This is a genomic window from Candidatus Wallbacteria bacterium (genome assembly GCA_028687545.1).
GTDB lineage: Bacteria > Muiribacteriota > JAQTZZ01 > JAQTZZ01 > JAQTZZ01 > JAQTZZ01.
In genome coordinates this window covers 1-20,775 of sequence record JAQTZZ010000065.1, presented here as the reverse complement: position 1 = coordinate 20,775, position 20,775 = coordinate 1, and the positions used below count along the sequence as shown (strand labels likewise).

Annotated in this window: 21 protein-coding genes; 11 read left to right on the top strand and 10 right to left on the bottom strand. The window is 47.0% G+C overall.

The genetic code is table 11. The features are described from left to right. Together PHW04_17375 and PHW04_17370 are read right to left on the bottom strand one after the other, a co-directional pair. Window positions 1-256: hypothetical protein (locus PHW04_17375; GenBank protein ID MDD2717663.1), on the bottom strand; the 256-nt coding region annotated here is incomplete at its 3' end. An 8-nt stretch (window positions 257-264) separates the two neighbouring features. After that, complete coding sequence (locus tag PHW04_17370) at window positions 265-777, bottom strand: hypothetical protein (protein MDD2717662.1); 513 nt, start codon at window positions 775-777, stop codon at window positions 265-267. A 92-nt stretch (window positions 778-869) separates the two neighbouring features. Between PHW04_17370 and PHW04_17365 the strand changes: the two genes are divergently transcribed. Together PHW04_17365 and PHW04_17360 are read left to right on the top strand one after the other, a co-directional pair. After that, window positions 870-2,066 carry an AAA family ATPase gene (locus tag PHW04_17365; protein MDD2717661.1) on the top strand — a complete coding sequence of 399 codons (1,197 nt, stop codon included), beginning with the start codon at window positions 870-872 and terminating at the stop codon, window positions 2,064-2,066. A gap of 317 nt (window positions 2,067-2,383) precedes the next feature. Beyond that, window positions 2,384-2,833, top strand: a complete 450-nt coding sequence (locus PHW04_17360) for an Imm26 family immunity protein (protein MDD2717660.1) — start codon at window positions 2,384-2,386, stop codon at window positions 2,831-2,833. 313 nt (window positions 2,834-3,146) lie between these two features. Here PHW04_17360 and PHW04_17355 read toward each other — a convergent pair whose 3' ends face one another. Both PHW04_17355 and PHW04_17350 read right to left on the bottom strand, forming a co-directional pair. Beyond that, window positions 3,147-3,572: a DUF86 domain-containing protein gene (locus PHW04_17355; protein ID MDD2717659.1), complete on the bottom strand. Its 426-nt coding sequence runs from the start codon at window positions 3,570-3,572 to the stop codon at window positions 3,147-3,149. Then, the gene (locus PHW04_17350; GenBank protein ID MDD2717658.1) at window positions 3,565-3,993 is read right to left on the bottom strand and encodes a nucleotidyltransferase domain-containing protein; all 429 of its coding nucleotides are present in this window, start codon (window positions 3,991-3,993) and stop codon (window positions 3,565-3,567) included. The genes PHW04_17355 and PHW04_17350 overlap by 8 nt, the downstream gene beginning before the upstream one ends. 166 nt (window positions 3,994-4,159) lie before the next feature. Between PHW04_17350 and PHW04_17345 the strand changes: the two genes are divergently transcribed. Beyond that, window positions 4,160-4,678, top strand: coding sequence for a type II secretion system protein (locus tag PHW04_17345; protein MDD2717657.1), 519 nt, complete (start codon window positions 4,160-4,162; stop codon window positions 4,676-4,678). Here the strand turns inward: PHW04_17345 and PHW04_17340 are convergent. Next, a complete protein-coding gene (locus PHW04_17340) occupies window positions 4,668-5,549 on the bottom strand; it encodes a polysaccharide deacetylase family protein (protein ID MDD2717656.1) in 882 nt (293 codons plus the stop codon). The two genes, PHW04_17345 and PHW04_17340, sit on opposite strands and share 11 nt — an antisense overlap. A 7-nt stretch (window positions 5,550-5,556) precedes the next feature. Next, window positions 5,557-6,381 (bottom strand): 3D domain-containing protein, encoded by an 825-nt coding sequence (locus PHW04_17335; GenBank protein ID MDD2717655.1) that lies wholly within the window; start codon window positions 6,379-6,381, stop codon window positions 5,557-5,559. 304 nt (window positions 6,382-6,685) lie between these two features. Between PHW04_17335 and mtnP the strand changes: the two genes are divergently transcribed. The 7 genes from mtnP to PHW04_17300 all read left to right on the top strand — a co-directional run bounded on the left by mtnP (window position 6,686) and on the right by PHW04_17300 (window position 13,958). Next, a complete protein-coding gene (gene mtnP / locus PHW04_17330; GenBank protein ID MDD2717654.1) occupies window positions 6,686-7,552 on the top strand; it encodes an S-methyl-5'-thioadenosine phosphorylase in 867 nt (288 codons plus the stop codon). Then, entirely contained in the window at window positions 7,549-9,012 is a 1,464-nt protein-coding gene (locus PHW04_17325) for a bifunctional UDP-sugar hydrolase/5'-nucleotidase (protein ID MDD2717653.1), read from the top strand. The genes mtnP and PHW04_17325 overlap by 4 nt, the downstream gene beginning before the upstream one ends. Then, a complete protein-coding gene (locus tag PHW04_17320) occupies window positions 8,990-9,685 on the top strand; it encodes an HAD family hydrolase (GenBank protein ID MDD2717652.1) in 696 nt (231 codons plus the stop codon). The genes PHW04_17325 and PHW04_17320 overlap by 23 nt, the downstream gene beginning before the upstream one ends. Beyond that, complete coding sequence (locus PHW04_17315; GenBank protein ID MDD2717651.1) at window positions 9,675-11,483, top strand: ATP-binding protein; 1,809 nt, start codon at window positions 9,675-9,677, stop codon at window positions 11,481-11,483. The genes PHW04_17320 and PHW04_17315 overlap by 11 nt, the downstream gene beginning before the upstream one ends. Next, window positions 11,480-12,919 carry a sigma-54 dependent transcriptional regulator gene (locus PHW04_17310; GenBank protein MDD2717650.1) on the top strand — a complete coding sequence of 480 codons (1,440 nt, stop codon included), beginning with the start codon at window positions 11,480-11,482 and terminating at the stop codon, window positions 12,917-12,919. The genes PHW04_17315 and PHW04_17310 overlap by 4 nt, the downstream gene beginning before the upstream one ends. Further along, window positions 12,916-13,572, top strand: coding sequence for a MerR family transcriptional regulator (locus PHW04_17305; protein ID MDD2717649.1), 657 nt, complete (start codon window positions 12,916-12,918; stop codon window positions 13,570-13,572). The genes PHW04_17310 and PHW04_17305 overlap by 4 nt, the downstream gene beginning before the upstream one ends. 164 nt (window positions 13,573-13,736) lie before the next feature. Next, a complete protein-coding gene (locus PHW04_17300) occupies window positions 13,737-13,958 on the top strand; it encodes a winged helix-turn-helix domain-containing protein (GenBank protein MDD2717648.1) in 222 nt (73 codons plus the stop codon). A gap of 139 nt (window positions 13,959-14,097) precedes the next feature. On the opposite strand, the gene PHW04_17295 is transcribed toward PHW04_17300, so the two are convergent. Further along, window positions 14,098-14,580 (bottom strand): hypothetical protein, encoded by a 483-nt coding sequence (locus PHW04_17295; protein MDD2717647.1) that lies wholly within the window; start codon window positions 14,578-14,580, stop codon window positions 14,098-14,100. Between the two features lie 170 nt (window positions 14,581-14,750). Here PHW04_17295 and PHW04_17290 point away from each other — a divergent pair, with 170 nt between their 5' ends. Further along, window positions 14,751-15,665, top strand: coding sequence for a DUF1848 domain-containing protein (locus PHW04_17290; GenBank protein ID MDD2717646.1), 915 nt, complete (start codon window positions 14,751-14,753; stop codon window positions 15,663-15,665). Here the strand turns inward: PHW04_17290 and PHW04_17285 are convergent. The 3 genes from PHW04_17285 to PHW04_17275 form a co-directional block, all read right to left on the bottom strand. Then, on the bottom strand, window positions 15,634-16,308 hold the full coding sequence (locus tag PHW04_17285; GenBank protein MDD2717645.1) for an ABC transporter ATP-binding protein: 675 nt from the start codon (window positions 16,306-16,308) through the stop codon (window positions 15,634-15,636). The two genes, PHW04_17290 and PHW04_17285, sit on opposite strands and share 32 nt — an antisense overlap. 97 nt (window positions 16,309-16,405) lie before the next feature. Beyond that, window positions 16,406-18,265, bottom strand: a complete 1,860-nt coding sequence (locus tag PHW04_17280; protein MDD2717644.1) for a hypothetical protein — start codon at window positions 18,263-18,265, stop codon at window positions 16,406-16,408. 86 nt (window positions 18,266-18,351) lie between these two features. Beyond that, window positions 18,352-20,775: pre-peptidase C-terminal domain-containing protein (locus PHW04_17275; GenBank protein ID MDD2717643.1), on the bottom strand; the 2,424-nt coding region annotated here is incomplete at its 5' end.

The window sequence follows — 20,775 nt, the reverse complement described above, 5'->3', positions numbered from 1 at the left end:
CTGAATGAAAAATCAGCCCGCAGGTGTTTATCTCAGGTCCCAGCGCATTCAACTGCTGGTTCCTGTATCCGACATACGCTTCGCCGGTATATGAATTGTCATGCACCAGAAGTTTCAGGCCTGACACACACAGATCAGAGCTGTCCAGGGTAAAATCGAACAGATCAGCCCGCCATCTTTCCCCGCCAAGCTCCCAGTAAATGTACTCAGGAAAAAAATTCTCGAATTGCCGGCTGAGTCCTGAATCATAATTCAACCTGAACTTCAGGGTAGATCCGGAATTTTCTTCACGGATTTCTCCGGAAAGAGCCCCGCCTGGACTGCATCTGGACCTGAAATTTTTCCGCAACTGGGAACCTGAGTAATTTCTGGATTCCAGCGCTGATTCAAGGACAAATCCTGGAACTGATTCAGGTTTTTTTTCATCTGAAATTTCAGATATTCCTGCTCCAGGTCTGACAGATCCATCTGGTAAACTGCGGCTTTTACACGCAACTGCGGCAGCAGCTCACCAAACAGGAGAAAGAAATCTATCTTCTCATCTCTGTTCAGTTGTGCGAGAAAAATCAGTGGGTTATCCGTTTTTTGAAAAAAAAGCTTGAGAAAATAAAAAGCCATCTCATCTCTGGACAGATCTGCAGAAGGCAGAGGGGTAATTCGGGGATCAATCTCCCTGCTGAACTGATTCAATCTGCGCAGCAGAAATTCATCGTCTGCAAAAAGGCAGACCGCGAAAAACAGCCAAAACAAAATAAAATGAGCCTGAAATCGCTTCATCAGAAAATTATTCGGCAGAATCCGGTATAAATTTAGTCCAATTTAAATCCAAAATCACTTGAAATTGGACTAAAAATAGTCTAAAATGAATTATGCGTGATCAAAACCTGCTTCAAATCGTTAATAAACTGGTCTCAAAAGCAACTTCCCTGAAGTGCCGGAAAATTGTCTTCACAATAATATCCGAACTTGACAGGAATCCTGAAATCAAGGTAATCAGGGGTTTAAGAGGAGTGGGAAAAACTACCGTCCTGCTTCAGATTTTAAACAGCTTCAGAAATAATGGTTTCTATTTTTCGGCAGACTGGCCGCAGGTCAGAAGCACGAGTTTATACGATTTCATCGTGGAACTGCTGAAAGATGGCTTTAAAATGATCTGTGTGGATGAGATTCATACCTATCCGAACTGGGAGCAGGATTTGAAAGCTGTGTCCGACCAGTTTTCCGGAGTCATTCTTCTGGTTTCGGGCAGCGCTCCCGCTGTTTTTTCCGGTGACCGCCGGGAAAAAATATACGAGCTTGAACCCATGGATTTTTCCGAATATCTTCTGATCAAAAAAGAGATAGTTCTAAATGCCGGAGACAGCTGGAATACAGCCCATGAATCCGCTGAAATCACTGCAAATCATTTCCCTGAAATCAGCGGATGGTTTTCTGATTATTACCATTCCGGTGCTTTCCCGATTTCCCTGGAACAATCTGCGGAAGATACATTGAATTCCATCTTTACAGGTATTCAGCAATCCCTCTGGAAAGATGCTGCCTCATTCCTGAAAATATCCTCAAGAAAAATCCTGGCCATGGAAAAGCTTCTTTATTTCCTGGCAACCTCGCATCCCGGCGAGTTCAGCATCACTTCGATCTGCGGAACCCTGGAATTGTCCAAATCGTCTGTCTATGAAATCGTCTCCGCCATGGAACGGATGAAGCTGATCAGAGTGATCAAGCCATATGCCTCAGGCGGAAAACTTGTCAGGGGAGAACCAAAAATCCTTTTCACGCACCCGAATCTGAGAGTCGCCATTTGTCACAAACTGGGATTTGAGGCCAAGATCGGCAGCATCCGTGAAGAACTTGCCCTTTTTGCGTTCAAACAGCGGGGATTCAGTTTTTACACGGTAAAAGGCCTGAAAAAAAGCCCGGATTATCTTTTGAAAAAAGGAAAAGATGTCCTTTATGTTGAGATCGGTGGAGAAAATAAAAACAGGAAACAATTGAAAAGCTTGAAAAACAGCATCCTGATACAGGAAAACCAGTTGACTGCATTGGCTCTGAATAACGGGCAATAATTTACCGACAGATGGCTTTCCTGGTTAAAAGGGGTCAGGTAATCGATCAATTCAGACTATTACATGACACCGCTTTTATGCAATGTGTAGGTCTGACGCTGACACTTCCTCTTGACCCCCTAAGCGAAATGATGATTGAATGGAAAGCTAGGACAATAGAACAAGCAATGAAAATGCATAATCCTTATCCAATATTCCGAAACAAGATAAATTCTTTCAGTTCAAAATGGCCTGATTCAGAAGAGTTAATAGAATGGGTGAAAATTGGCTTAGAGAAAGAGGTTTAATAAAATGAACTGGTTCAGCTAACAAAATCTATGAAAAAAATTAGAACTGGGGACATATTTTATTTCCAACTTAAGCAGAAACCTGACTTGTATTGGTTTGGGCGAGTTGTTAATAACAATGCTAAAATCATGAACTATAGTGGCATTACAATGGTTTATATTTATTCTCAACCCAGCAGATCAGCTGATAAATTACCAGAGTTAAAACCAGATAAATTATTAATTCCTCCACAATTCATTAATAGAATAGGTTGGTCAAAAGGATATTTTGTAACAATACTAAATAAACCAATTGAATCTAACGACTTGTTGCCTGTTAACTGTTTCTTTAATTCAATAACAAAAAAAAATTTCGATGATAACGGAAAAGAAGTAAATGATCCAAAACCACCTTTTGGTTTTCAATCCATAGGAAATTATAGAACAATTGAAGATGATGTTTGCGAAGCTTTAGGAATACCTTTGAGCGATGAACCCTAAAAAATAGTGTGTTAAAAATTAACTCCTGCTTGGTTTCTTGCGATTTTGCTTATAGTTCACAGATTTTCTTTCAGTCTGGAAGTTCACTTATAAAAAATGGTTATTCCAATTTTTTCTGGCATCAAAAGTACTACTTCAATGCAGCACAGATTTATTACCGTACTCCTCAAATCTCCAAAGCAGAAAAATCTGTTCGAGCTTCCGATTCCCGTTAACCAACACAATATCAAGCGTTTCAACATTGACAAAGTAATAGGTCGGGAACCAGTGTCAGACCTATACATTGCACAATAACGATAAAAATCTTTAAAACTTATTTTTCAGCATTCAGTATCAGTTTCAGCACTTTTTTTATCAGGGGAATGTTTTTGTTGAAATGCCCGATGACCTCGAAGCGGAAATTGAGGTATCTGTGAGCCAGACGATTTCTGTGTGAAGCAAAGCGCGAGAGGATTTCGGTTTCTTCAGGGGTTAGCTTCAACAGGCTGCCGGCTTTGGAAAGAGCGTCTGCATAACTGTCCGCCTGAATCTCGGCTTCTGACAATAATGCACCTGCCAGTTCGATCAGCGCTGTGATTGCATTTTCCACTGTGCGGTCGGCAAGTTTCTGCAGTTTGCGATCCGCATGATATTGTTCTTTTGTGATCCCGGCATAATCAGCTTCGAATTCAGCCATTTCCAGAGCGATGAAATTGATGGTCTCAATAATCCTTCCCCTGGCATAATGAAAATCAGCCATGTTTCCAGCCTTCAATTTTTTTGGCAGCCAGATCAGCCTGCCAGCTTGTTCCGAAAAGCTCCCAGTCTTCCTTCAGTCCGAGCGCCTCGTTTTTTAAATCCACGAGTCTCGTGAAATCTCTGAAATAAACCGGAATCCCGTGCACGACTGCATTGAAAAAAAGCAGCGGTCTGACTTTTTCCCGATCAAGAACAAGAATTTCAGTATCACGCTTGAGAATGATTGTGAGCTCAGTTTCCAGTCCTGACACAAGATCAAATGCATCCCGGCCACTTACAGAATCAAACAAAATCGCGACATCGATGTCTGATTCGTCTTTAAGCATGCCTGCTGCAGCCGATCCATAGAGAAATGCCATTCCGATTCCATATCTTTCGGCGTGTTTGGCGAAAAAAAATCTGAGTCTGGAAGCGGTATCCATGAAACAATCCTATGATGAGTGCATGCTTTTGTCAAACAGGGCAACCCCGTGTCAGACCTACACATTGCACTTGATTTGACTACCTGTTTTCGTTAAAATCATCTGAAAGGTTAGAAGACAAAGAATACGATCATACGTTAGCTGAGATACAGAAAGGATTGAATTTGTGCAATCAGGTCTGACACCTAAAGGCTTTACCCTGGCCGGAATCTGTGTGGCAATCCTGATTGTAGGCATCAGCGCCAGAGCGGCATTCCCGGTTTACGGTATGATTGCAAAAAATCAGAAAGAGGAAGAACTGAAATTCATGCTCAGGCAGTTCTCCAGGGCGATTTTCCTCTACCTGGAACAGAACAAAAAAAATCCTGGAACTCTGGATGAACTATTTAAAGCCAGGCTGCTGCGTCAGAAATATGTAAATCCGTTCCTGCAGGTCAAGGATCCCAAAGAACTCAAGGGTTTCGAAGGATTCAGGAGTATCATGAATTCCAAGAACCTGATTGAGAATGTCAGTCCGTCCCTGGACAAGAAACCTGGATTTCCTGATTTCGAGAAGTACAATTCCTGGTATTACAAGGCTACCCGGAAAAATTCCATCATCTGCTACACTTTTCATGGAAGCATTGCTGATGATAACAGAACCGGCACTGCTGAAATCACAATTGAAACCGGCACTACGTTTTAAAGTTGAACATTTGGGGAATTGTGTAAAATTTATAACCCAGGGTTTTCAACCCCTCTATGATTGACGGCAGGGCCTGGACAGTATTCAGCGTACGCCTGTCTGAACTGTGCATCAGGATTATTGCTCCTTTGTGCATATACCTGTCAACTCTGCTCTTGATATTGGCGATACTGTTACGCTGTGAATCCCAGTCAAAGGTGTCTACAGACCAGCCGATAATTCTATAGCCTTTCCGGCCTAAAAAATCTATCTCCCTGTCTGTGATTGCTCCAAAAGGAGGACGGATAAAATCCGGTCTGGATCCGAGAATGTTCAAAGCCAGGTCCTGCCATTTCCGGATATTTTTCAGGGCCAGTTCAGGGGAAACTTTTCTCAAATCAAGATGATTGAAGGTATGACAGCCTATTGAATGTCCTTCTCCCGCGATCTGTTTCACGATTTCCCCATTGCCGACCATGTTCTCTCCGATCAGGAAAAAAGTAGCCCTGACATCGTACTTCTTCAGGATTTTCAAAATCTCAGGTGTGCAGACGCGGTCCGGTCCATCGTCAAATGTCAGGGCTACAACCTTTTCCACTGTATCCAGGCCTATGTAAAAAACTCCGGCATATTTTTTCGACTGGAGATAGATGTCTGTCTTGAAGCCCTTAATGGATATGCCGGGCAAACGTTGCCTGAGGGAGGGCAATTTTTCCGATTTCAGTGCAGTTTCCAGAGGGAATTCCTCTTCACTTACCCAGCCGGGTTCTGAATCACGGACAGGTTCACTGACTGAGCAATCGGTCCAGGAAAATGGAATTTCACAGTTGCCGGCTTTGGCAGAAAGGGACAGAGCCAGAAATACCACAGACAGGATGGCGAATTTGATCATGGATGGATTATTTTCTGACTTTGGATAAGGCTACTCTGTATTTATCGTAAATCAGCCTTCTGGTGGAATCGTCAACTTTATAAACCTGCAGGACGCGGAAGGACCTGATTCCGTGTTTTCCCATGAAATTGATACCCTCGCTGTTTCCTACATATAGATCGATCCGGCATTGACCGGATCCGCGGAAAGCAGCACCTGTGTCATGGGCGAACCAGAATCCGTCATGAGTGGAACCGTCCGGAAGCTTCAGCCCTCTGGTGCGTGGAATGTAATAAACGCTTCCCAGAGGCATTTTCTCGGGATCTACAGCCAGGGTATGAAATGGGATTACTGGATTGCCGCTGGAAGTGATACCCAGACAGTTTTTAGGCAGCACATGGAACTGATTCTTGCCGACGATGCTCACTGCGCGTCCGTCTTCCAGGATCCCTGAACCCTGCCTGCAGAGGGCACGGTAAAAATTGTCTTTGCAGACTGAGATCGTACGATTCTGCTTGTCTACAATTTCCTGGATGCGGTAATCGTCGAAATGACGCTCTTCTACGGTATGATATAAAGTAGGGATCTGGCCATGGATCTTGATAAATCTGGATAGATTTGCATAGAGAGGATTGGAAGACTCTTTTGCTGGAAGGACGGGCATCCGTCTGGTCACATGGATTACAATAGGTGCAGCAGACTGGCAGGGAGCCATAGAAGCAGCAGCGACCGGATGTTCCTGCGCAGGTTTTTTCTCCATTCCCTGTGTTCTCACTTTAATGATCAGAGGTTCCGCTGCAACAGGCAGGGACAGAACCAATGCGGCGATAATCAGTGAAAGAAAACTTTTCATCAGCTCTCCACTGCTGGTTTCCACAAAATGCCAACAGTTAAGTATAACCTGAAATAATTCATTTTCAAATCAAAATTCAATCTCAGTTTCCAGGTTAATATTTTCTATCGGCCGTCTTTGGAATCCGTGTAGGGGAAATGCTCGCCGTTGCCCGTTCTCCAGGGCGTGGATGTAAAATCCACCCTCTGTTGGGCATTTTCATGGTAGTTCGGGCACCCGCGAGGAGTGCCCCTACGATATTTTTTCCGATTGCATGCGCTGGTCAAATATGAAATAATTATAGAATCGGAATTCTGGAGGAGATATGAAACCAATCACAGTCGCAGTAATTGGTGGAACAGGCATCTATAACCTGGACAACCTGAAGATAATCAAGGAAAAAAGAGTCAGGACGCCTTTCGGCAACCCTTCTGATGCAATCATCATCGGAGAAATCGATGGCAGAGCAGTAGCTTTCCTGCCCCGTCATGGACGCGGACACTGCATTTCACCGACTGAGCTCAACAATCGAGCCAATATCTATGCCCTGAAATCACTTGGGGTCTCCAAGGTGATCAGCATCAGCGCAGTGGGATCGCTAAGAGAAGAGATCAAACCCGGCCACTTCGTGATCCCTGATCAGCTTTTTGACCACACTAAATACAGACCCTGCTCGTTCTTCGGAGATGGAGCAGTAGGGCATATCGGATTTGCGGACCCCTTCTGCCCTTCTCTCTCGACCCTGACCGGCAAACACGCGAAATCCCTTAAAATAAATACCCACCTCGGAGGCACCTATGTCTGCATCGAGGGGCCTCAGTTCTCGACCAGGGCCGAGTCCCATTTTTTCAGATCCCTCAAGGCATCAGTGATCGGGATGACAGCTCTGCCGGAAGCCAAGCTGGCGAGAGAAGCTGAACTCTGCTATGTAACCATCGCCCTTGCCACTGATTATGATGTCTGGAAGGGTGAAACAGTGAGTGTGGAAATGGTTCTCGACACCCTTAAAAAGAATTCGGAAAATGTGAAAAAGTTGATGACGCGCTTGCTCACAGACCCTGCCACTTTTTCCGAAAAAGATCACCCCTGTCAGCATAGTCTTGAAAACGCGATCATGACCAGCCCGGACAAAATCCCGCAGAAAACAAAGCAAAAACTCAAACTCTTGATAGGGAGGTATGTAAAAAAATGAAAAAATTCATCTCTATCCTGTTACTCTTCCTTTCCCTGACCCTGCATGCAGAAACATTTTACATCTGCCATCTCAATGACTTCCATGGTTATCTCTATCAAGGCGACAATTGCCAGATAGCCAAAATTGAGACCCTGTTCAAGGGAATCAGCCTGCGGCACTGTCCCTGCCTTTTCTTTGACTCAGGCGATTTTCTGTCAGGCTCTGTCTATGCCAATTACTTTCAGGGTGAGTCCGTAGCCAGGATCTTTGAGATGATGCCCTTTACTTTTCACACCTTCGGGAACCACGAATTCGATTACCCTTCTCCAAGGCTGAAAGAATTGTCGGAAAAGTATCATCTGCCGTTTCTGTCGACCAATGTAGTCCCAAAAGTTGATTTTCCGATCGTCAGCTCCACAATAATGACGATCGGCTACAAGAAAATCGGTATTCTGGGACTTACCACCGAGGACGCGGCCAGTCTTTCCAATCCCAAGGCCACCTGCGATTTTTCATTCCTCAAGGTGACCGCAGAAACCGCAAAAATACTCAAGGAATTCAAAAAAAAGGGGACGGATTTCATCATTGCAGTATCGCATCTCGGATTTGTTGAAGATAAAAAACTGGCTGGAAAATTCCCCCAGATCGACCTGATCCTGGGTGGACATTCCCATGATGTGATAGAAAAACCATACAGAACCGGGAACACCACGATTGTCCAGGCAGGCACTCAGGGCCAATACATCGGATTCCTGAAGATCAGCATCGAAGCGAAAAAAACTGTGACCGGAGGACTGATCGAAGTCAAGCCTTATCTGATGGACGACCCGTTCATCAAACCGATCGCTGAAGAATACCGCGCCAAGCTTAAAGCAGCTCTCGGACAGCCAATTGCCACACTCCTAGAGCCGCTTCCGGTCGATCCGGGGGTCAACCGCGGAGAAACCAAGATCGGGAATCTGCTGACTGATGCGATCCGCCTGGAAACAGGCGCAGACATAGCAATGCTGAATGCAGGTGGAATCAGGAAAAGCCTTCCCCAGGGTACAATCACAGGTGAGGACCTTTACAATACTCTGCCGTTCAATAACAGTGTGGTTTTTTATCGCCTGGACAAAAAGGAAATCACGGAAATGATCAAACATGGACTGAATGCGGCAGTCGACGAATCGATTCACGGTAGATTCGCTGTTGTCTCAGGCATTTCATACCGGGCCAGTCTGAAGAACAGTTCTGAGGGACTGATCATCGAAAGGGACGGGAAACCACTTGAAGAAGGCAGAACTTATCTGGTGGCAGTACCTGATTTCATAGCAGACGGTGGAGACGGGTACACTGTTTTCAAAGGAAAAAAACAAGTGGACAACCAGTTCAACGGGATTGAAATTCGCGAGCTGGTGCGGTCCTATCTCGTGAAGAATCCTAATCCCAAACCTGTGCTGGAAGGCAGGATCGATGTCAAAACTGATCCTCTTTGACATAGACGGAACCCTCATCGACACAGATGAAGCAGGCAGACACGCTTTTGAACTGGCATTTATGGAATGCACTCACAAGGATATGTCGCAGCTTGATTATTCTTTGTGCGGAAAAACCGATCTGCAGGTGATAGATGAACTGCTTGGGATTCTAGACATTGAAATGACTGAGGAACTGGTCGAACAGATCCTTGAGAATTACGTGAATTTTCTGCCTTATGAATTGAAAATTGCCGAAAAGCCACGGATCCTGCCAGGGGTGGCGGAAATCATCTCGGAACTTGCAGCACATGATGATCTGCACCTCGGACTGCTGACCGGAAATATCCGGGAAAGTGCCTATCTGAAACTGGATTTTTTCAAACTTGAAAGTTATTTCCCGACCGGAGCCTATGGTGATGATGCCAGAGACAGACCGAATCTCTTCCCGATCGCAGTCTCCCGCTGTGAAAAAAAATTCGGCTGCTCCTTTCCCCTTGATCAGATCTTTCTAGTGGGGGATGCTCCCGGTGATATCAACTGTGCTCATGAAAATTCAGCCAGAATCATCGCTGTGGCCTCCGGTCATACTTCTTATGAAGAGCTGGAACTTTTAAAACCTGACTATCTGCTGTCTGATTTATCCGAAATTAATGATTTCATGAATATCATCGGCGGTGGCAATGCTGAGTGAACTGCTTCTGATCTTGACCGTTCACAAACTGCCGGTAGCACTTGAGAAGGTCCTGGAACGGGTCAAGACAGAGTTTTCTCTCACCAATATCAGCCTTTATTATTTGGACAGCAAGAATTACCAGCTCTGGCAATCCTCCAGACCGATGGAGGAGAAAGCCGGAGTTTCTGCGGGCTGGCCTGGGATACCCCTGTTTTACCATCAGGCTCTGATCGGCAGGCTGGTGCTGGAGGGTGCCAGACCGGATTTCAAACTTCCTGAGGATATTCAGAATCTGATCACTTTCATGTTTTATCAAGAAGTGAGCGAGAGCTCAGCCAGATTCCAGCTTTCCAGATTAAACACTCTCTATGAAATCTCCCGCAACGCCAACAATCTGGTCGACCTGTCCGGAGGCATTTCGACCCTGATCGAAGTGGTCAGCAAATTCATCTATTTTGATATCGGGCTGCTCTATCTCTGGAATGATTCCGAAAACCTGCTGCAGCTGCATAAATCACATGGAACCAACCTGGAAAAAATCAAGATCGAGCAGAATATTAAACCTGGTGTGGGACCTCTGGGCGAAGTCGCGGAAAACCGCAAGCCTCTGCTTTTTTATGATGAAAAAGTGAAATCCTACCTCGCAATGCCGATCGAAAGCGGCGACAAGCTGCTCGGGATCCTGGCCATCGGGACTTATAGGTCCTATGCTTATAACGAGCAGGATATCATCAGTCTGAAAATCCTGTCTTCCCAGCTCGCAGGAGTTCAACAACTTCTCAACAGCATCGTGCTTGTTAAAAGTCGCGCCGATGGCATCCTCGAGTCCATGCCCGCGGGACTTCTCACAATCGACACCGATTACAGAATCAACAGCTTCAACTCTGCTGCCGCAACTTTTTTCCCGAATCTTTCTTCACAATTAATCGGGCAGGACTTCAAAGCCCTGGGAGATTCACCTGTCCTGAACCTTCTGGAAGACACATTGAAGAGCAGTAAATTCACCCAGAACTTCGAAATCGCACAGGGGAACAGCTTTTTCGAGGCCTCTTCCTTTCCTTTCAAAAACGAAAAGGGCGAACTGCTCGGAGCAGCTGTCACGCTCTCGGACAAATCCGAGATCAAGAATCTCAAGCATGAACTGGAAATCAAAGCAAGGCTGTCTCTGATCGGAGAAATGGCGGCTTCCCTGGCTCATGAAATCAGGAATCCCCTCTCCGGGATCAGAATGCTGGTGCAGGTGCTGAAACAGGATCTCGGTAATCAGCCTGAGCGCAATGAATTCATCGAAGTAATCCTGGGCGAGGTCGACCGGCTGGATTCCATCGTTTCCGGCATTCTGGAATACACGAGGCCTTCAGCTTTCAAGCAAAGCAGATTCCTGCTGATGGATCTTCTCAACACCGTTTGCCTGCTTTTAAAACCATTTCTGGAAAAATATGGAGTAGCAGTGGAGATAAATGTCGGAACCCTTGAACTTGACGCTGATTTCAATAAACTGAAGCAGGTTTTTCTGAATCTCTTGAAAAACGGTGTGCAGGCAATGGCAGGCAAAGCCACCCGCCTCTCCATAAACGGCGAGCGCAAAAACGGCCTGGTGATCATTTCGGTGAGCGACTATGGTGAAGGCATCAATCAGGAAAACCTGAAGCGCATTTTCACTCCCTTCTTCACCACCAGGGAATCAGGCAGTGGTCTTGGTCTGGCCCTAGTCAAACGGATCGTGGAAGAACATTCAGGGAAAATCGAAGTGGACTCAGTCCCGGATAGCGGGACCACATTCAGGATCATTTTGCCGGAAAAGGAGCGCAGATGAGTAAAACATACAAAATTCTGTTCGCAGACGATGAAAAAAGCGTCCGCATGGCAGCCAGGGTAGCCCTGGAAAAGGCCGGGTATGAAGTGTTGCTTGCCAAAGACGGCCGGGAAGCACTGGAACTGGTCAAGTCCAATGAAATCGCGGTTTCTGTGCTGGATATAAAAATGCCGGAAATCGATGGCCTGACTCTGCTTCAGAAGATCAAGGAAGAATTCGAGGACAGGGTGATGGTGATCATGGTTTCAGCTTACAACGATATGAGCACGACCATCAAAGCCATGAAACTTGGCGCTTACGATTTCCTGGTAAAGCCAATCGATATCGACAACCTCCTCTATATAGTGGAAAAGAGTCTGGCGACGCAGAGCCTTCTCCTTGCCACCAAGAAAACCGATAAAACCGAACGTCCGGGAATCGTGATTGAAAAGTCGGAAAAAATGCATGAGATCTACAAACTGATCGGCAGGATCTCAGATTCGGATGTCACAGTGCTTATCACTGGTGAATCAGGGGTGGGCAAGGAAGTCATAGCCAGAGCCCTCCACGACAACAGCAGCCGGTCCGAGCGATGTTTCCTGGCAGTCAACTGCACTGCGATTCCCCTGAATCTGATCGAATCAGAGCTCTTCGGACACGAAAAGGGAGCTTTCACAGGAGCCCAGGGAACAAAGATCGGCAAGTTCGAACTTGCGAACGGGGGGACCCTGCTGCTTGACGAGATTGGAGACATGGACATTGAGGTGCAGGCCAAACTGTTGAGAGTGCTCCAGGAAAGGGAGATCGTCAGGATCGGCAGCAATCAGCCGATCAAAGTCGACATCAGGATCCTGGCGGCGACTAACAAAAACCTGCTGGAAGCGATCCGCGAAGGCAAGTTCCGTGAAGACCTGTATCACAGACTCAAGGTGATTCACCTTCACATGCCACCGCTTCGGGAACGCAAGGTCGATATTCCCATCCTGGCCGATTACTTTGTTAAAAGCTATAACCTCCAGTACCAGAGCCCGGTTCAGGGTGTTTCCAAGCTGGCAGTGGATAAGCTGCTTCAATATTCCTGGCCTGGAAATATCCGTGAACTCAAGAATGTGATGGAAAGCGCTCTCGCAGTATGCCGCGACATTGAAATACTCCCTGACCACATCAATCTGCCGGTGGATCCGCTGGCGGCAGCCGGAAATATGCTTCTGAAGACAGGGGATTCTCTTGAGGAAGTGATTAGAATAGAGTGTGAAAAACTTCTGTCCGAAGAAGCCTCAGACATCTTCGATCGCATCATCGGCAGAGCAGAGTTCGCAGTTATCCGCACAGCTCTCGATAAGTTCACTGGGAACCAGGTAAAAACATCCGCCGTCCTTGGTATAAACCGCAACACCTTGAGAAGTAAGATGGAAAAGTATAAATTGTTCCCAGGTACAGAGGAGGATAGCAAATGAGCGATAATCTGGAGACATTTACGCTGCAGGATGTGGAGCGCATTACCAACATCCGGGAAACTACCCTCAGATTCTATCTTAAGAAATTTCGCAAGTATTTCGAACCGATCCATCGCGGCCCTTTCAACAGCATCGTTTTTACAGATAAAGACATCAATCTTTTCTTGAAGATCAGAACCCTCAGCAAGCAGCACAGCCTTCCGATGGGGGAAATCGAGGCGTCCCTCAAAAATGAAAACCTCCCTGCGATTTCAATTGTGAGGGACGAAAAAAATGGCATGGTGGTCAAAGAAACCGTAGACAGTCTAATCCATGCCCAGAACGACCTTAAGAAAACCCTTTGCGACAATTCAGTGGTCCTGAACGAACTCGCCATGAATCAGCAACTGATCCAGGAAAAGCAATTAAAAGTGCTTAAATTTCTCCAGGATCTGGATAAACTGCCTAAATGCCTTCACACTCTAGAAGATAAGATGGAACAACAGTCTGGACTTACCCGGGAACTTTTGGAACAGAACAGGACAATGTATTCCAAAATTGAGAATCTGGAACAGGAAAACCAGAAACTCAGGGAAACTGTCACCGGTGCCGGCAGGGGCTTCTGGGAAAGGGTCTGGGTGAGCTTCAAGTCCTGGTTCTTCGAAGAAGCCTGACTGAATATTAATCACTGGATTGATCAGATTTTAGTCATATCAATGGGTCTCTGTCCCCATTAATCAACAGTCCAACCCCTGAAAATGACCTAACCATAACCTTTGCAAGTTTTGGCATGCTCTTTGCTTGATTATTTTATTATCAATTAAGTCGGAGGATTGTCATGAAAGAAAAAGTCGGATTTGCAGCTGGTGAAATCTGGGCCGCCCTGAAAAAAGAAAATGGTGCCACCCTGAACAAGATTAAGAGCCATCTGGAAGGTAAAGGATTCTCGAGCAACGAAAGCACCATGGCCTTAGGCTGGCTTCTCCGCGAAGACAAAATCATTTTCGAGGAAGAGAAAAAGGGTAAAATGGTTAATCAGATTGTGAAGCTGAAGGCTTAAAATATTTTCGTAGCACAACCCCCAAAGAGGGTCCCCCAACCCTCAGTATTACTCCCGACCTGGCCCCATTCCCAAATGGGGCCTTTCACTATTTTCCAAAATCCTTTTTGAAATTACTCGATTTCAGTAAACTTTTTTACTACTTCGACAGAAAAAACACCAAGAAACCATGTGCCGCACCGATGATCAGTGCAAGTATTCCAAGATATTTATGAAGTTTGAACAGTTTCTTGGGGCTTTTTCTGATGTTGAGGCCTGTGATTACAGCGATCAGCATCAGCAAGGCAGTGACCAGCCCCAGCGGCTGGATCAATTTTCCGATCTGAGGTCTTTTTTTTGCGGGCTGGGTCTCTGATTGTTGAACTGAAGCCGATGCTTCAAGAGTGCTGCTCTGAAATTGAGGCAGTTTAGAGAGATACTTTTCCGGATGAGCGGTGAATTCAGCTCTGCAGATTTCGCAGCAAAGATAAACCCGCTTGCCCTGATAATCGACGAAAATGTTGGGATCTACCGGATTTCCCTCCATCACAGGGCAAAGCTTGTTGGTGATTTCATCAGCCTGAGCGGATCCAAGGGCAGGCATTAAAAATAGAAAGGTCAGCAGGATTAAAATGATTCTCATCGATTATTTCCTCCAAGTGTTATTACATGATAACACATTCCAGCAAACCCTCCCTTATAATCCGCAGTTAATCCTATAAAAGCAAGATCAGCGGTCCTTTCTTGTTCATTTTTCCCTCCTTGTCTTGTATCCTGGTTTTATCGACCGGATTCTTGACTGTTGAGGTGCCTATGATCATCAGCGCCAGCAGAAGGACAGACATTCCCGCTTTTTACGGCGACTGGTTTGTCAACCGCCTGAAGGCAGGATTCGCTCATGTCCGGAATCCGATCTCAATCCACCGGATCAGCGAAGTCAGATTGACGAGAGACTCGGTCGACTGCATCGTCTTCTGGACGAAAAATCCTCTCCCCTTTTTCAGGCATCTTGATTTCATCGAATCACTTGAAATCCCTTTTTACTTTCAGTTCACACTGACTCCATACGATTCAAAGATCGAGCGGAATCTGCCGGAAAAATCCAAACTGATTCAGGTCTTCAAAGACCTTTCAGGCCGCATCGGCCGGAAAAGAGTGATCTGGCGCTATGATCCGATTCTGGTTTCAAGAGAAATTGACGAATCATATCATGCAGAAAAATTCGAATTTCTGGCTGCGGAGCTTTCTCCTTTCACAGAGAAATGCATAATCAGTTTTATCGACCTGTATAAAAAGACTGAACGCAATTCGAAAAATCTTGGTCTGGCTGAGATCGCTGACAAGTCGGCACAGCGCCTGGCTTCCGGATTTTCCCGGACAGCCCGGCAATCAGGCCTGAAAATTGAGACCTGCAGTGAAAAAATCGACCTGTCTGAACTCGGCATCGGACACACCAGTTGCATTGATGGTGAACTCATCCAAAGACTCTCAGGCAAAGCACTTGAATTTCGCAAGGACAAGCATCAGCGGCCGGAGTGCGGGTGCGCTCAGAGCAGGGATATCGGATCCTATAACACCTGCAGGCATGGCTGTCTTTATTGTTATGCTTCTGATAGTGACATCGCTGTATTGCAAAGGGCGGAACTGCATGATCCTGATTCTTCCATTCTGGTTGGACAGTTGACGGAAATGAATCTTAGAAGCCCTCAACCACCATTCCATCCCTGAGGAAAATCGTTCTCTGCGCGTAAGCCGCGATGTCATGCTCGTGTGTGACCAGGATGATTGTATTGCCCTTTTCGTGCAGGCCCTTGAGGATTTCCATGATTTCATAGCTGGATTTCGTGTCAAGATTACCAGTAGGCTCGTCTGCCAGTATGATCGCGGGATTATTGATCAGCGCACGGGCGATCGCCACCCGCTGGCGCTGCCCGCCTGACAATTCAGCAGGAAGATGGGTTCCCCGTTCCGATAACCCTACATGCGATAATGCTTCCAATGCACGTTCTCTACGCTCCCTCACTGCCACATTGCTGTAAATGAGAGGCAGTTCCACATTCCCGGCCGCACTTACCCGGGGCAGCAGGTTGAAAGTCTGGAAAACGAAACCTATCTCCCGGTTTCTGACTCCTGCCATTTCTTCGTCTGAGAGCGAACTCACATTCTGGTTGTTCAGGATATATGTGCCGGAAGTCGGCGTGGAAAGCAGTCCCAGGATATCCAGCAGGGTAGTCTTACCGGAACCGGATTTTCCCATGATGGCGACCATTTCTCCTTTATTGATCAGAATATCCACGCCTTTCAGGGCTTCGACCTTGACCTTTCCCATGTCATAGATTTTGACCAGTTTTTCGGTTCTGATGACTTCCATTGGAAAATTCTATCAAATCCTGAAAGATAAGGGAAATTTTAGAATGATAATAAAAAAGGAGCCTCAGTAGAGACTCCTTTTGTCCTGTCTGTCTAAATCACTTCAGCAGTTTGCCGGTCACTGCCTGCACGTTGAAAGTGTATCCGGCGCTGGTCGTGAAGTGATAACAGGGTTCAAGCACCTGCTCGCCCTCTGTGGAATATGGGGGAGAATTGTAGCCCAGAGAACAATGGTCGATATTGATCTTGATCGCACCTTTAATGGAGGCTGCGATGGAGTCTGCTGCCAGTGCCAATGCTTTCACCGGGTTGAGGAGAGCGGTATTGGCCTTGGAGTCAGGTAGGTTCTTGAGTTTTCTCCAGAGATAACTGTATGAAATTACGCCATGATTACCCATCAGGACACTGATCCCATCTCCACCTCTGCCTGAAATTTCCACGCCATCATGAAGGCGGGTGAATTTGAACAGGTAATTGATTATATGCTTGCCTGAAGCATCAAATCTGGAAATGGGAATGATCTGCGAGAGAACCGCGTCAGAAGGGAGACCGCCATTTCTGGCGATGAAATCCAGGACCTGGCCGTAGAATGCCCTGGAATTTGCGCACAAAGTATCTTCGCTGTCTGCAGTGTCGAGCAGCACACGGCCTGACGGCCATTGTTCAGAACAAAAAAGCCCTCTTGAATTGCACTTTGAAACGAGTGTATCGTCCGGCGAAGCGGCGAGTCCGGGAAGACTTGAACCTCCCCTGACTGTGGTGAAAGAATAGCTGACCTTTGGATTGAGGAATGTCGGTTTGTCGATTTTTTCAAACTGGCGGACGCTGCTGTCACTGACTTCAGGGTCAGTAGGACAGTAATCGTCATCCGGTCCCGGCCAGGGTGGAATAATATCAGGGATCGGAGGAATGTAAGGCGAGGGACTTGGGCTGGGGTTCGGAGGATAAGGATTGGGATTAGGAGCTGGGCCGGGATTGGGAGCTGGATTCGGGTTTGGATTCGGACCTGGATTGGGATTGGGTGCCGGGTTAGGGTTTGGGTTGGGGTTTGGATTCGGTCCTGGGTTTGGGTTCGGATTCGGATTAGGATTGGGATTGGGACCAGGGTTAGGGTTAGGATTCGGGTTATTACCGTTAAGCTGCTTGATCAGCTGCTCGCCCTCTTCCTTGGTCAGCACACCATTTTTCACCGCATTGTTGATTGCATTAATGTCTGATTTCAGAATCGCGTTCTTCAATTTGGCTGGTGTGTTGGCAGGCAGGGCCAGGTAATGGTTAACCATGGCTTGATAGGCCGGAAACGCAGGAGACTGTCTGGACTTTTGAAAGTCGTTTTCCACGAACTGGTAAAATCTGGGGGAATCTCCGTCAGCTGAGTAATATGCGTCAGCAGTCTGCACACACCAGCGGTCATCCAGACCTCCGTTACATTCCACATTAGCTTTTTTCCAGGCAGAGGCAAATTCCTTGGGGTCAGCGTCCACTGACAGTCCGCTGACAGCTTTAGCATAAATCGAAGCCACATCATCGTCAGGTCCATCGAATGATTCCATGAAGTATCCGTTGACTGTTTTCAATCCTTTGCCGAAGCAGTGTTTCCAGATGTCTCTCTGAACTGTCAGGCAGGAAGCCCAGATCACGTGCTTGACATTTGTGCCGTTGAATTCGTCGTGTGTGAACATATCGCCGGAAAAAGCTACCAGGCCTTCATTTCCATGGCCTGTAAAATATAAAAAATCAACCGCTTTGTCCGGATTGAACATGGATTTCTGGATGCCGCCGTTCTCAGTGAGCGACTCGCAGTCATAGCCGGAAGCTCCCATCTTGTCTTTCCAGATATAGGCATCGTTGTTGGAGAGGTTTCCCCCGTCATCTGCCAGGATCCTGGTGTTTTTGGCCTGGAGCGTACCCAGAATCAGGAACAGAAAAAGTAAAACACAGGTCTTGAAATTTCTCATTCTTTCCCCCTGCATGAAATCTATTTAAAGTATACTCACTATATGCAGCAGGGGCAAGAGTAAAGTAGACTACGCTGTATTCCCGATCAGGGGACATAATCATAATCCAGCTCCCCATCTCCATCCATGTAGATCCAGTAACCGTGATATATGTGCAGCTTCTTCAGGGTGCTGAAATCCATGGCAGGGGTGTTCAGGAAGGTGCGGAACCCCTCGTTCCCGTCAACAGCATCGCGATAGAAACCCATAATGTATTTTACCTTGCCTCCTGGCAGACTGGGATTTGCATTGAAAATGGAGTCGATCACTGTGCCTGTCTGATCAAGGCTGTAGGGCAAGGCTTTATCCTCATTTTTCCAGTAACCTGCCAGGTTCCAGCCTGATCCGAGTTGTCTTTCCGTGCCTGCCTGGACAGCTGATCCTGCCACATTGAGAGCTGCATCAGCAGTCATGTAAACCCAGTAACCGTGATATCCGTCCATTGTTTTCAGGGTGGAGAACTGCCGCAGATTATCAAAGTTCATATATGTACGGAAACCTTCTGATCCAGTGTCATCCGGACTTCTGAAAAAGCCCAGCACATACCGCATCTCAGGAATCGACGCGAAGAGTTCGTCCACAGTCTGAAGGGTTGGCTGCACTCCGAGTGAGATCAGATTCCAGCCGGTTTTCAGCTGGATGGCTCCTCCCTTTTCCGCACTCTCTCCCAGATCGAGTCTCAGAAACTGGTTCGGAGTGAACGTGGCTGTCCGGCATACTTGCACTCCATTCACCAGGAAAGTGACAGGCTCTTCAGGCAGGCATCCTTCATCGATACTTTCAGTCAGGGCGCTGTCGCCGTAAATTGTCAGGTTCCCGTATCTGCCTGATTCAGTAACTGTGAATTTTCCGCAGATTAATCCGTCAGAATCCAGGGCAGTTACTACATCGCCGGGTACGGCAGGTTCTGCAATACCGTCGCTGTCATGATCTAGAGACAGGCTGCCGTATACGAACATCGCGAGATTGCTGAGACTGTATGCCGGGATTTCAGTCAGAATGATGTCCTGGTCTGAGAGTGAGTCAATGAGATTTGCTTCTCTGGTTCCAGGATAATAACCGTCACAGTAAGCGATCAGCCTGTATGTGCCGGCACCGACTCCGCTGAAACCATACACTCCGCTGCTGTCAGTATTTGTTTCCAGGAGCTTTTTACTGCGCTGCCATAGGCTGACTTTCGGGCAGACACAGGGGTCTGCCCCTACCACATTGCCGCTGATACTCAGGGCAGACTGCGGTGCATTATTCACTGCGCCCAGGTCGTATTGAGCATAAAATCCGTCGCTTAGCCCGTCATTCGCTTTCAGTCTCAAAAGCACGGCTGCAGCATTGACCTGAAAATCCGTGCAGGAATCCCAGATAAAGGAGTGATCCGTGCCTGCCGGAGTTGAGCTCAGTTCAGTGACTGCAGTTCCGGATTTGGCTGTGCATTTGTTCCAGTAGCTTCCATTGTCCAGCGAATACTGTACTGTAAGGTTGCAAATATCACCATTATCCAGCAGCCTGTAATTCAGAGAAATGTCGCCCGAATTTCCGGCTGCTGACACAAGGCTTATGCAGGGCAGCGTATTCTGCCCCACTGCTTCAGCAGCGGTATAGAGAATATTGTATCCGCAAATGTTAGGTCCGCCCACACGCACATAATATGTGCCTGCGCTCAAGTTTTTCAGGCTGATCATGGAGTAATAACCGCTCCCATAGTCGTCATTCCCGGCCAGCTTGACCTGATCCGCATCATAAAGCCCCAGCCAGGTGTCGCCTCCGTCGCCGCTCGTTTCCACGGTAATGCTTGAATCCCTGTCAATCGTGAATCCGAACCAGTCCGCATCACTGGCCGGAGAGATAGACAGGCCTGTCAGGGGTAATCCATTGACCAGAGTGAAGGCGACCAGGTAATCGTCGTTAGGTTCCAGGCAGTCGCCTGTGACGGAGTTTTCCTTTGCTCCGTCTTCAAGCCTGACCGTATAAGAAGGGCCACCGCCATTGGTGAGGCTGTCGCAGACCAGGCTGTCGCCTGAGACAGAGAGCTTCAGGATCGCTTCCTGCAGCGTATCGTCCAGAAAGTTGTACCAGATTTCAGTTGCGATGTCCGGCTCTGCTGCTCTGGCCGGTGCTCCGCCGAATGCAGGGCCTATAGCCAGAGCCATTACTATGGGCACAGAGATTCCGTCATCCCGCTGCAGGCTATTGACTCCTGCTGCCAGGATCTCTTTGATCCCATCTGTATTGATGTCATGGAGCAGGATTGAATAGAGATGTCCGGGGTTCCAATGCCTGCAGATCAATGTAGCGTCAGCTTCATAAACGCAGATCATGGCAGGAAAATAATATTTATGCCGGCAGAGCAGCACTACTTCCAGGGAAGAGTCGTGATCCACATTGCCGATCGCCCAGCCGTTGATCACGTAATTATTGCCTGGCCAGTAGGGAGAAATGTCGATGGCCACAGAACCTAAACCAAGAATATTTCC

What these genes read in the sequence shown, in the direction of transcription:
- PHW04_17350 (MDD2717658.1), bottom strand. Translation starts at nt 3,993, where the DNA reads ATGGATACCGCTTCCAGACTCAGATTTTTTTTCGCCAAACACGCCGAA.
- PHW04_17360 (MDD2717660.1), top strand. Translation starts at nt 2,384, where the DNA reads ATGAAAAAAATTAGAACTGGGGACATATTTTATTTCCAACTTAAGCAG.
- PHW04_17335 (MDD2717655.1), bottom strand. Translation starts at nt 6,381, where the DNA reads ATGAAAAGTTTTCTTTCACTGATTATCGCCGCATTGGTTCTGTCCCTG.
- PHW04_17310 (MDD2717650.1), top strand. Translation starts at nt 11,480, where the DNA reads ATGAGTAAAACATACAAAATTCTGTTCGCAGACGATGAAAAAAGCGTC.
- PHW04_17285 (MDD2717645.1), bottom strand. Translation starts at nt 16,308, where the DNA reads ATGGAAGTCATCAGAACCGAAAAACTGGTCAAAATCTATGACATGGGA.
- PHW04_17280 (MDD2717644.1), bottom strand. Translation starts at nt 18,265, where the DNA reads ATGAGAAATTTCAAGACCTGTGTTTTACTTTTTCTGTTCCTGATTCTG.
- PHW04_17295 (MDD2717647.1), bottom strand. Translation starts at nt 14,580, where the DNA reads ATGAGAATCATTTTAATCCTGCTGACCTTTCTATTTTTAATGCCTGCC.
- mtnP (MDD2717654.1), top strand. Translation starts at nt 6,686, where the DNA reads ATGAAACCAATCACAGTCGCAGTAATTGGTGGAACAGGCATCTATAAC.
- PHW04_17300 (MDD2717648.1), top strand. Translation starts at nt 13,737, where the DNA reads ATGAAAGAAAAAGTCGGATTTGCAGCTGGTGAAATCTGGGCCGCCCTG.
- PHW04_17340 (MDD2717656.1), bottom strand. Translation starts at nt 5,549, where the DNA reads ATGATCAAATTCGCCATCCTGTCTGTGGTATTTCTGGCTCTGTCCCTT.
- PHW04_17370 (MDD2717662.1), bottom strand. Translation starts at nt 777, where the DNA reads ATGAAGCGATTTCAGGCTCATTTTATTTTGTTTTGGCTGTTTTTCGCG.
- PHW04_17305 (MDD2717649.1), top strand. Translation starts at nt 12,916, where the DNA reads ATGAGCGATAATCTGGAGACATTTACGCTGCAGGATGTGGAGCGCATT.
- PHW04_17365 (MDD2717661.1), top strand. Translation starts at nt 870, where the DNA reads ATGCGTGATCAAAACCTGCTTCAAATCGTTAATAAACTGGTCTCAAAA.
- PHW04_17325 (MDD2717653.1), top strand. Translation starts at nt 7,549, where the DNA reads ATGAAAAAATTCATCTCTATCCTGTTACTCTTCCTTTCCCTGACCCTG.
- PHW04_17355 (MDD2717659.1), bottom strand. Translation starts at nt 3,572, where the DNA reads ATGGCTGATTTTCATTATGCCAGGGGAAGGATTATTGAGACCATCAAT.
- PHW04_17290 (MDD2717646.1), top strand. Translation starts at nt 14,751, where the DNA reads ATGATCATCAGCGCCAGCAGAAGGACAGACATTCCCGCTTTTTACGGC.
- PHW04_17315 (MDD2717651.1), top strand. Translation starts at nt 9,675, where the DNA reads ATGCTGAGTGAACTGCTTCTGATCTTGACCGTTCACAAACTGCCGGTA.
- PHW04_17320 (MDD2717652.1), top strand. Translation starts at nt 8,990, where the DNA reads ATGTCAAAACTGATCCTCTTTGACATAGACGGAACCCTCATCGACACA.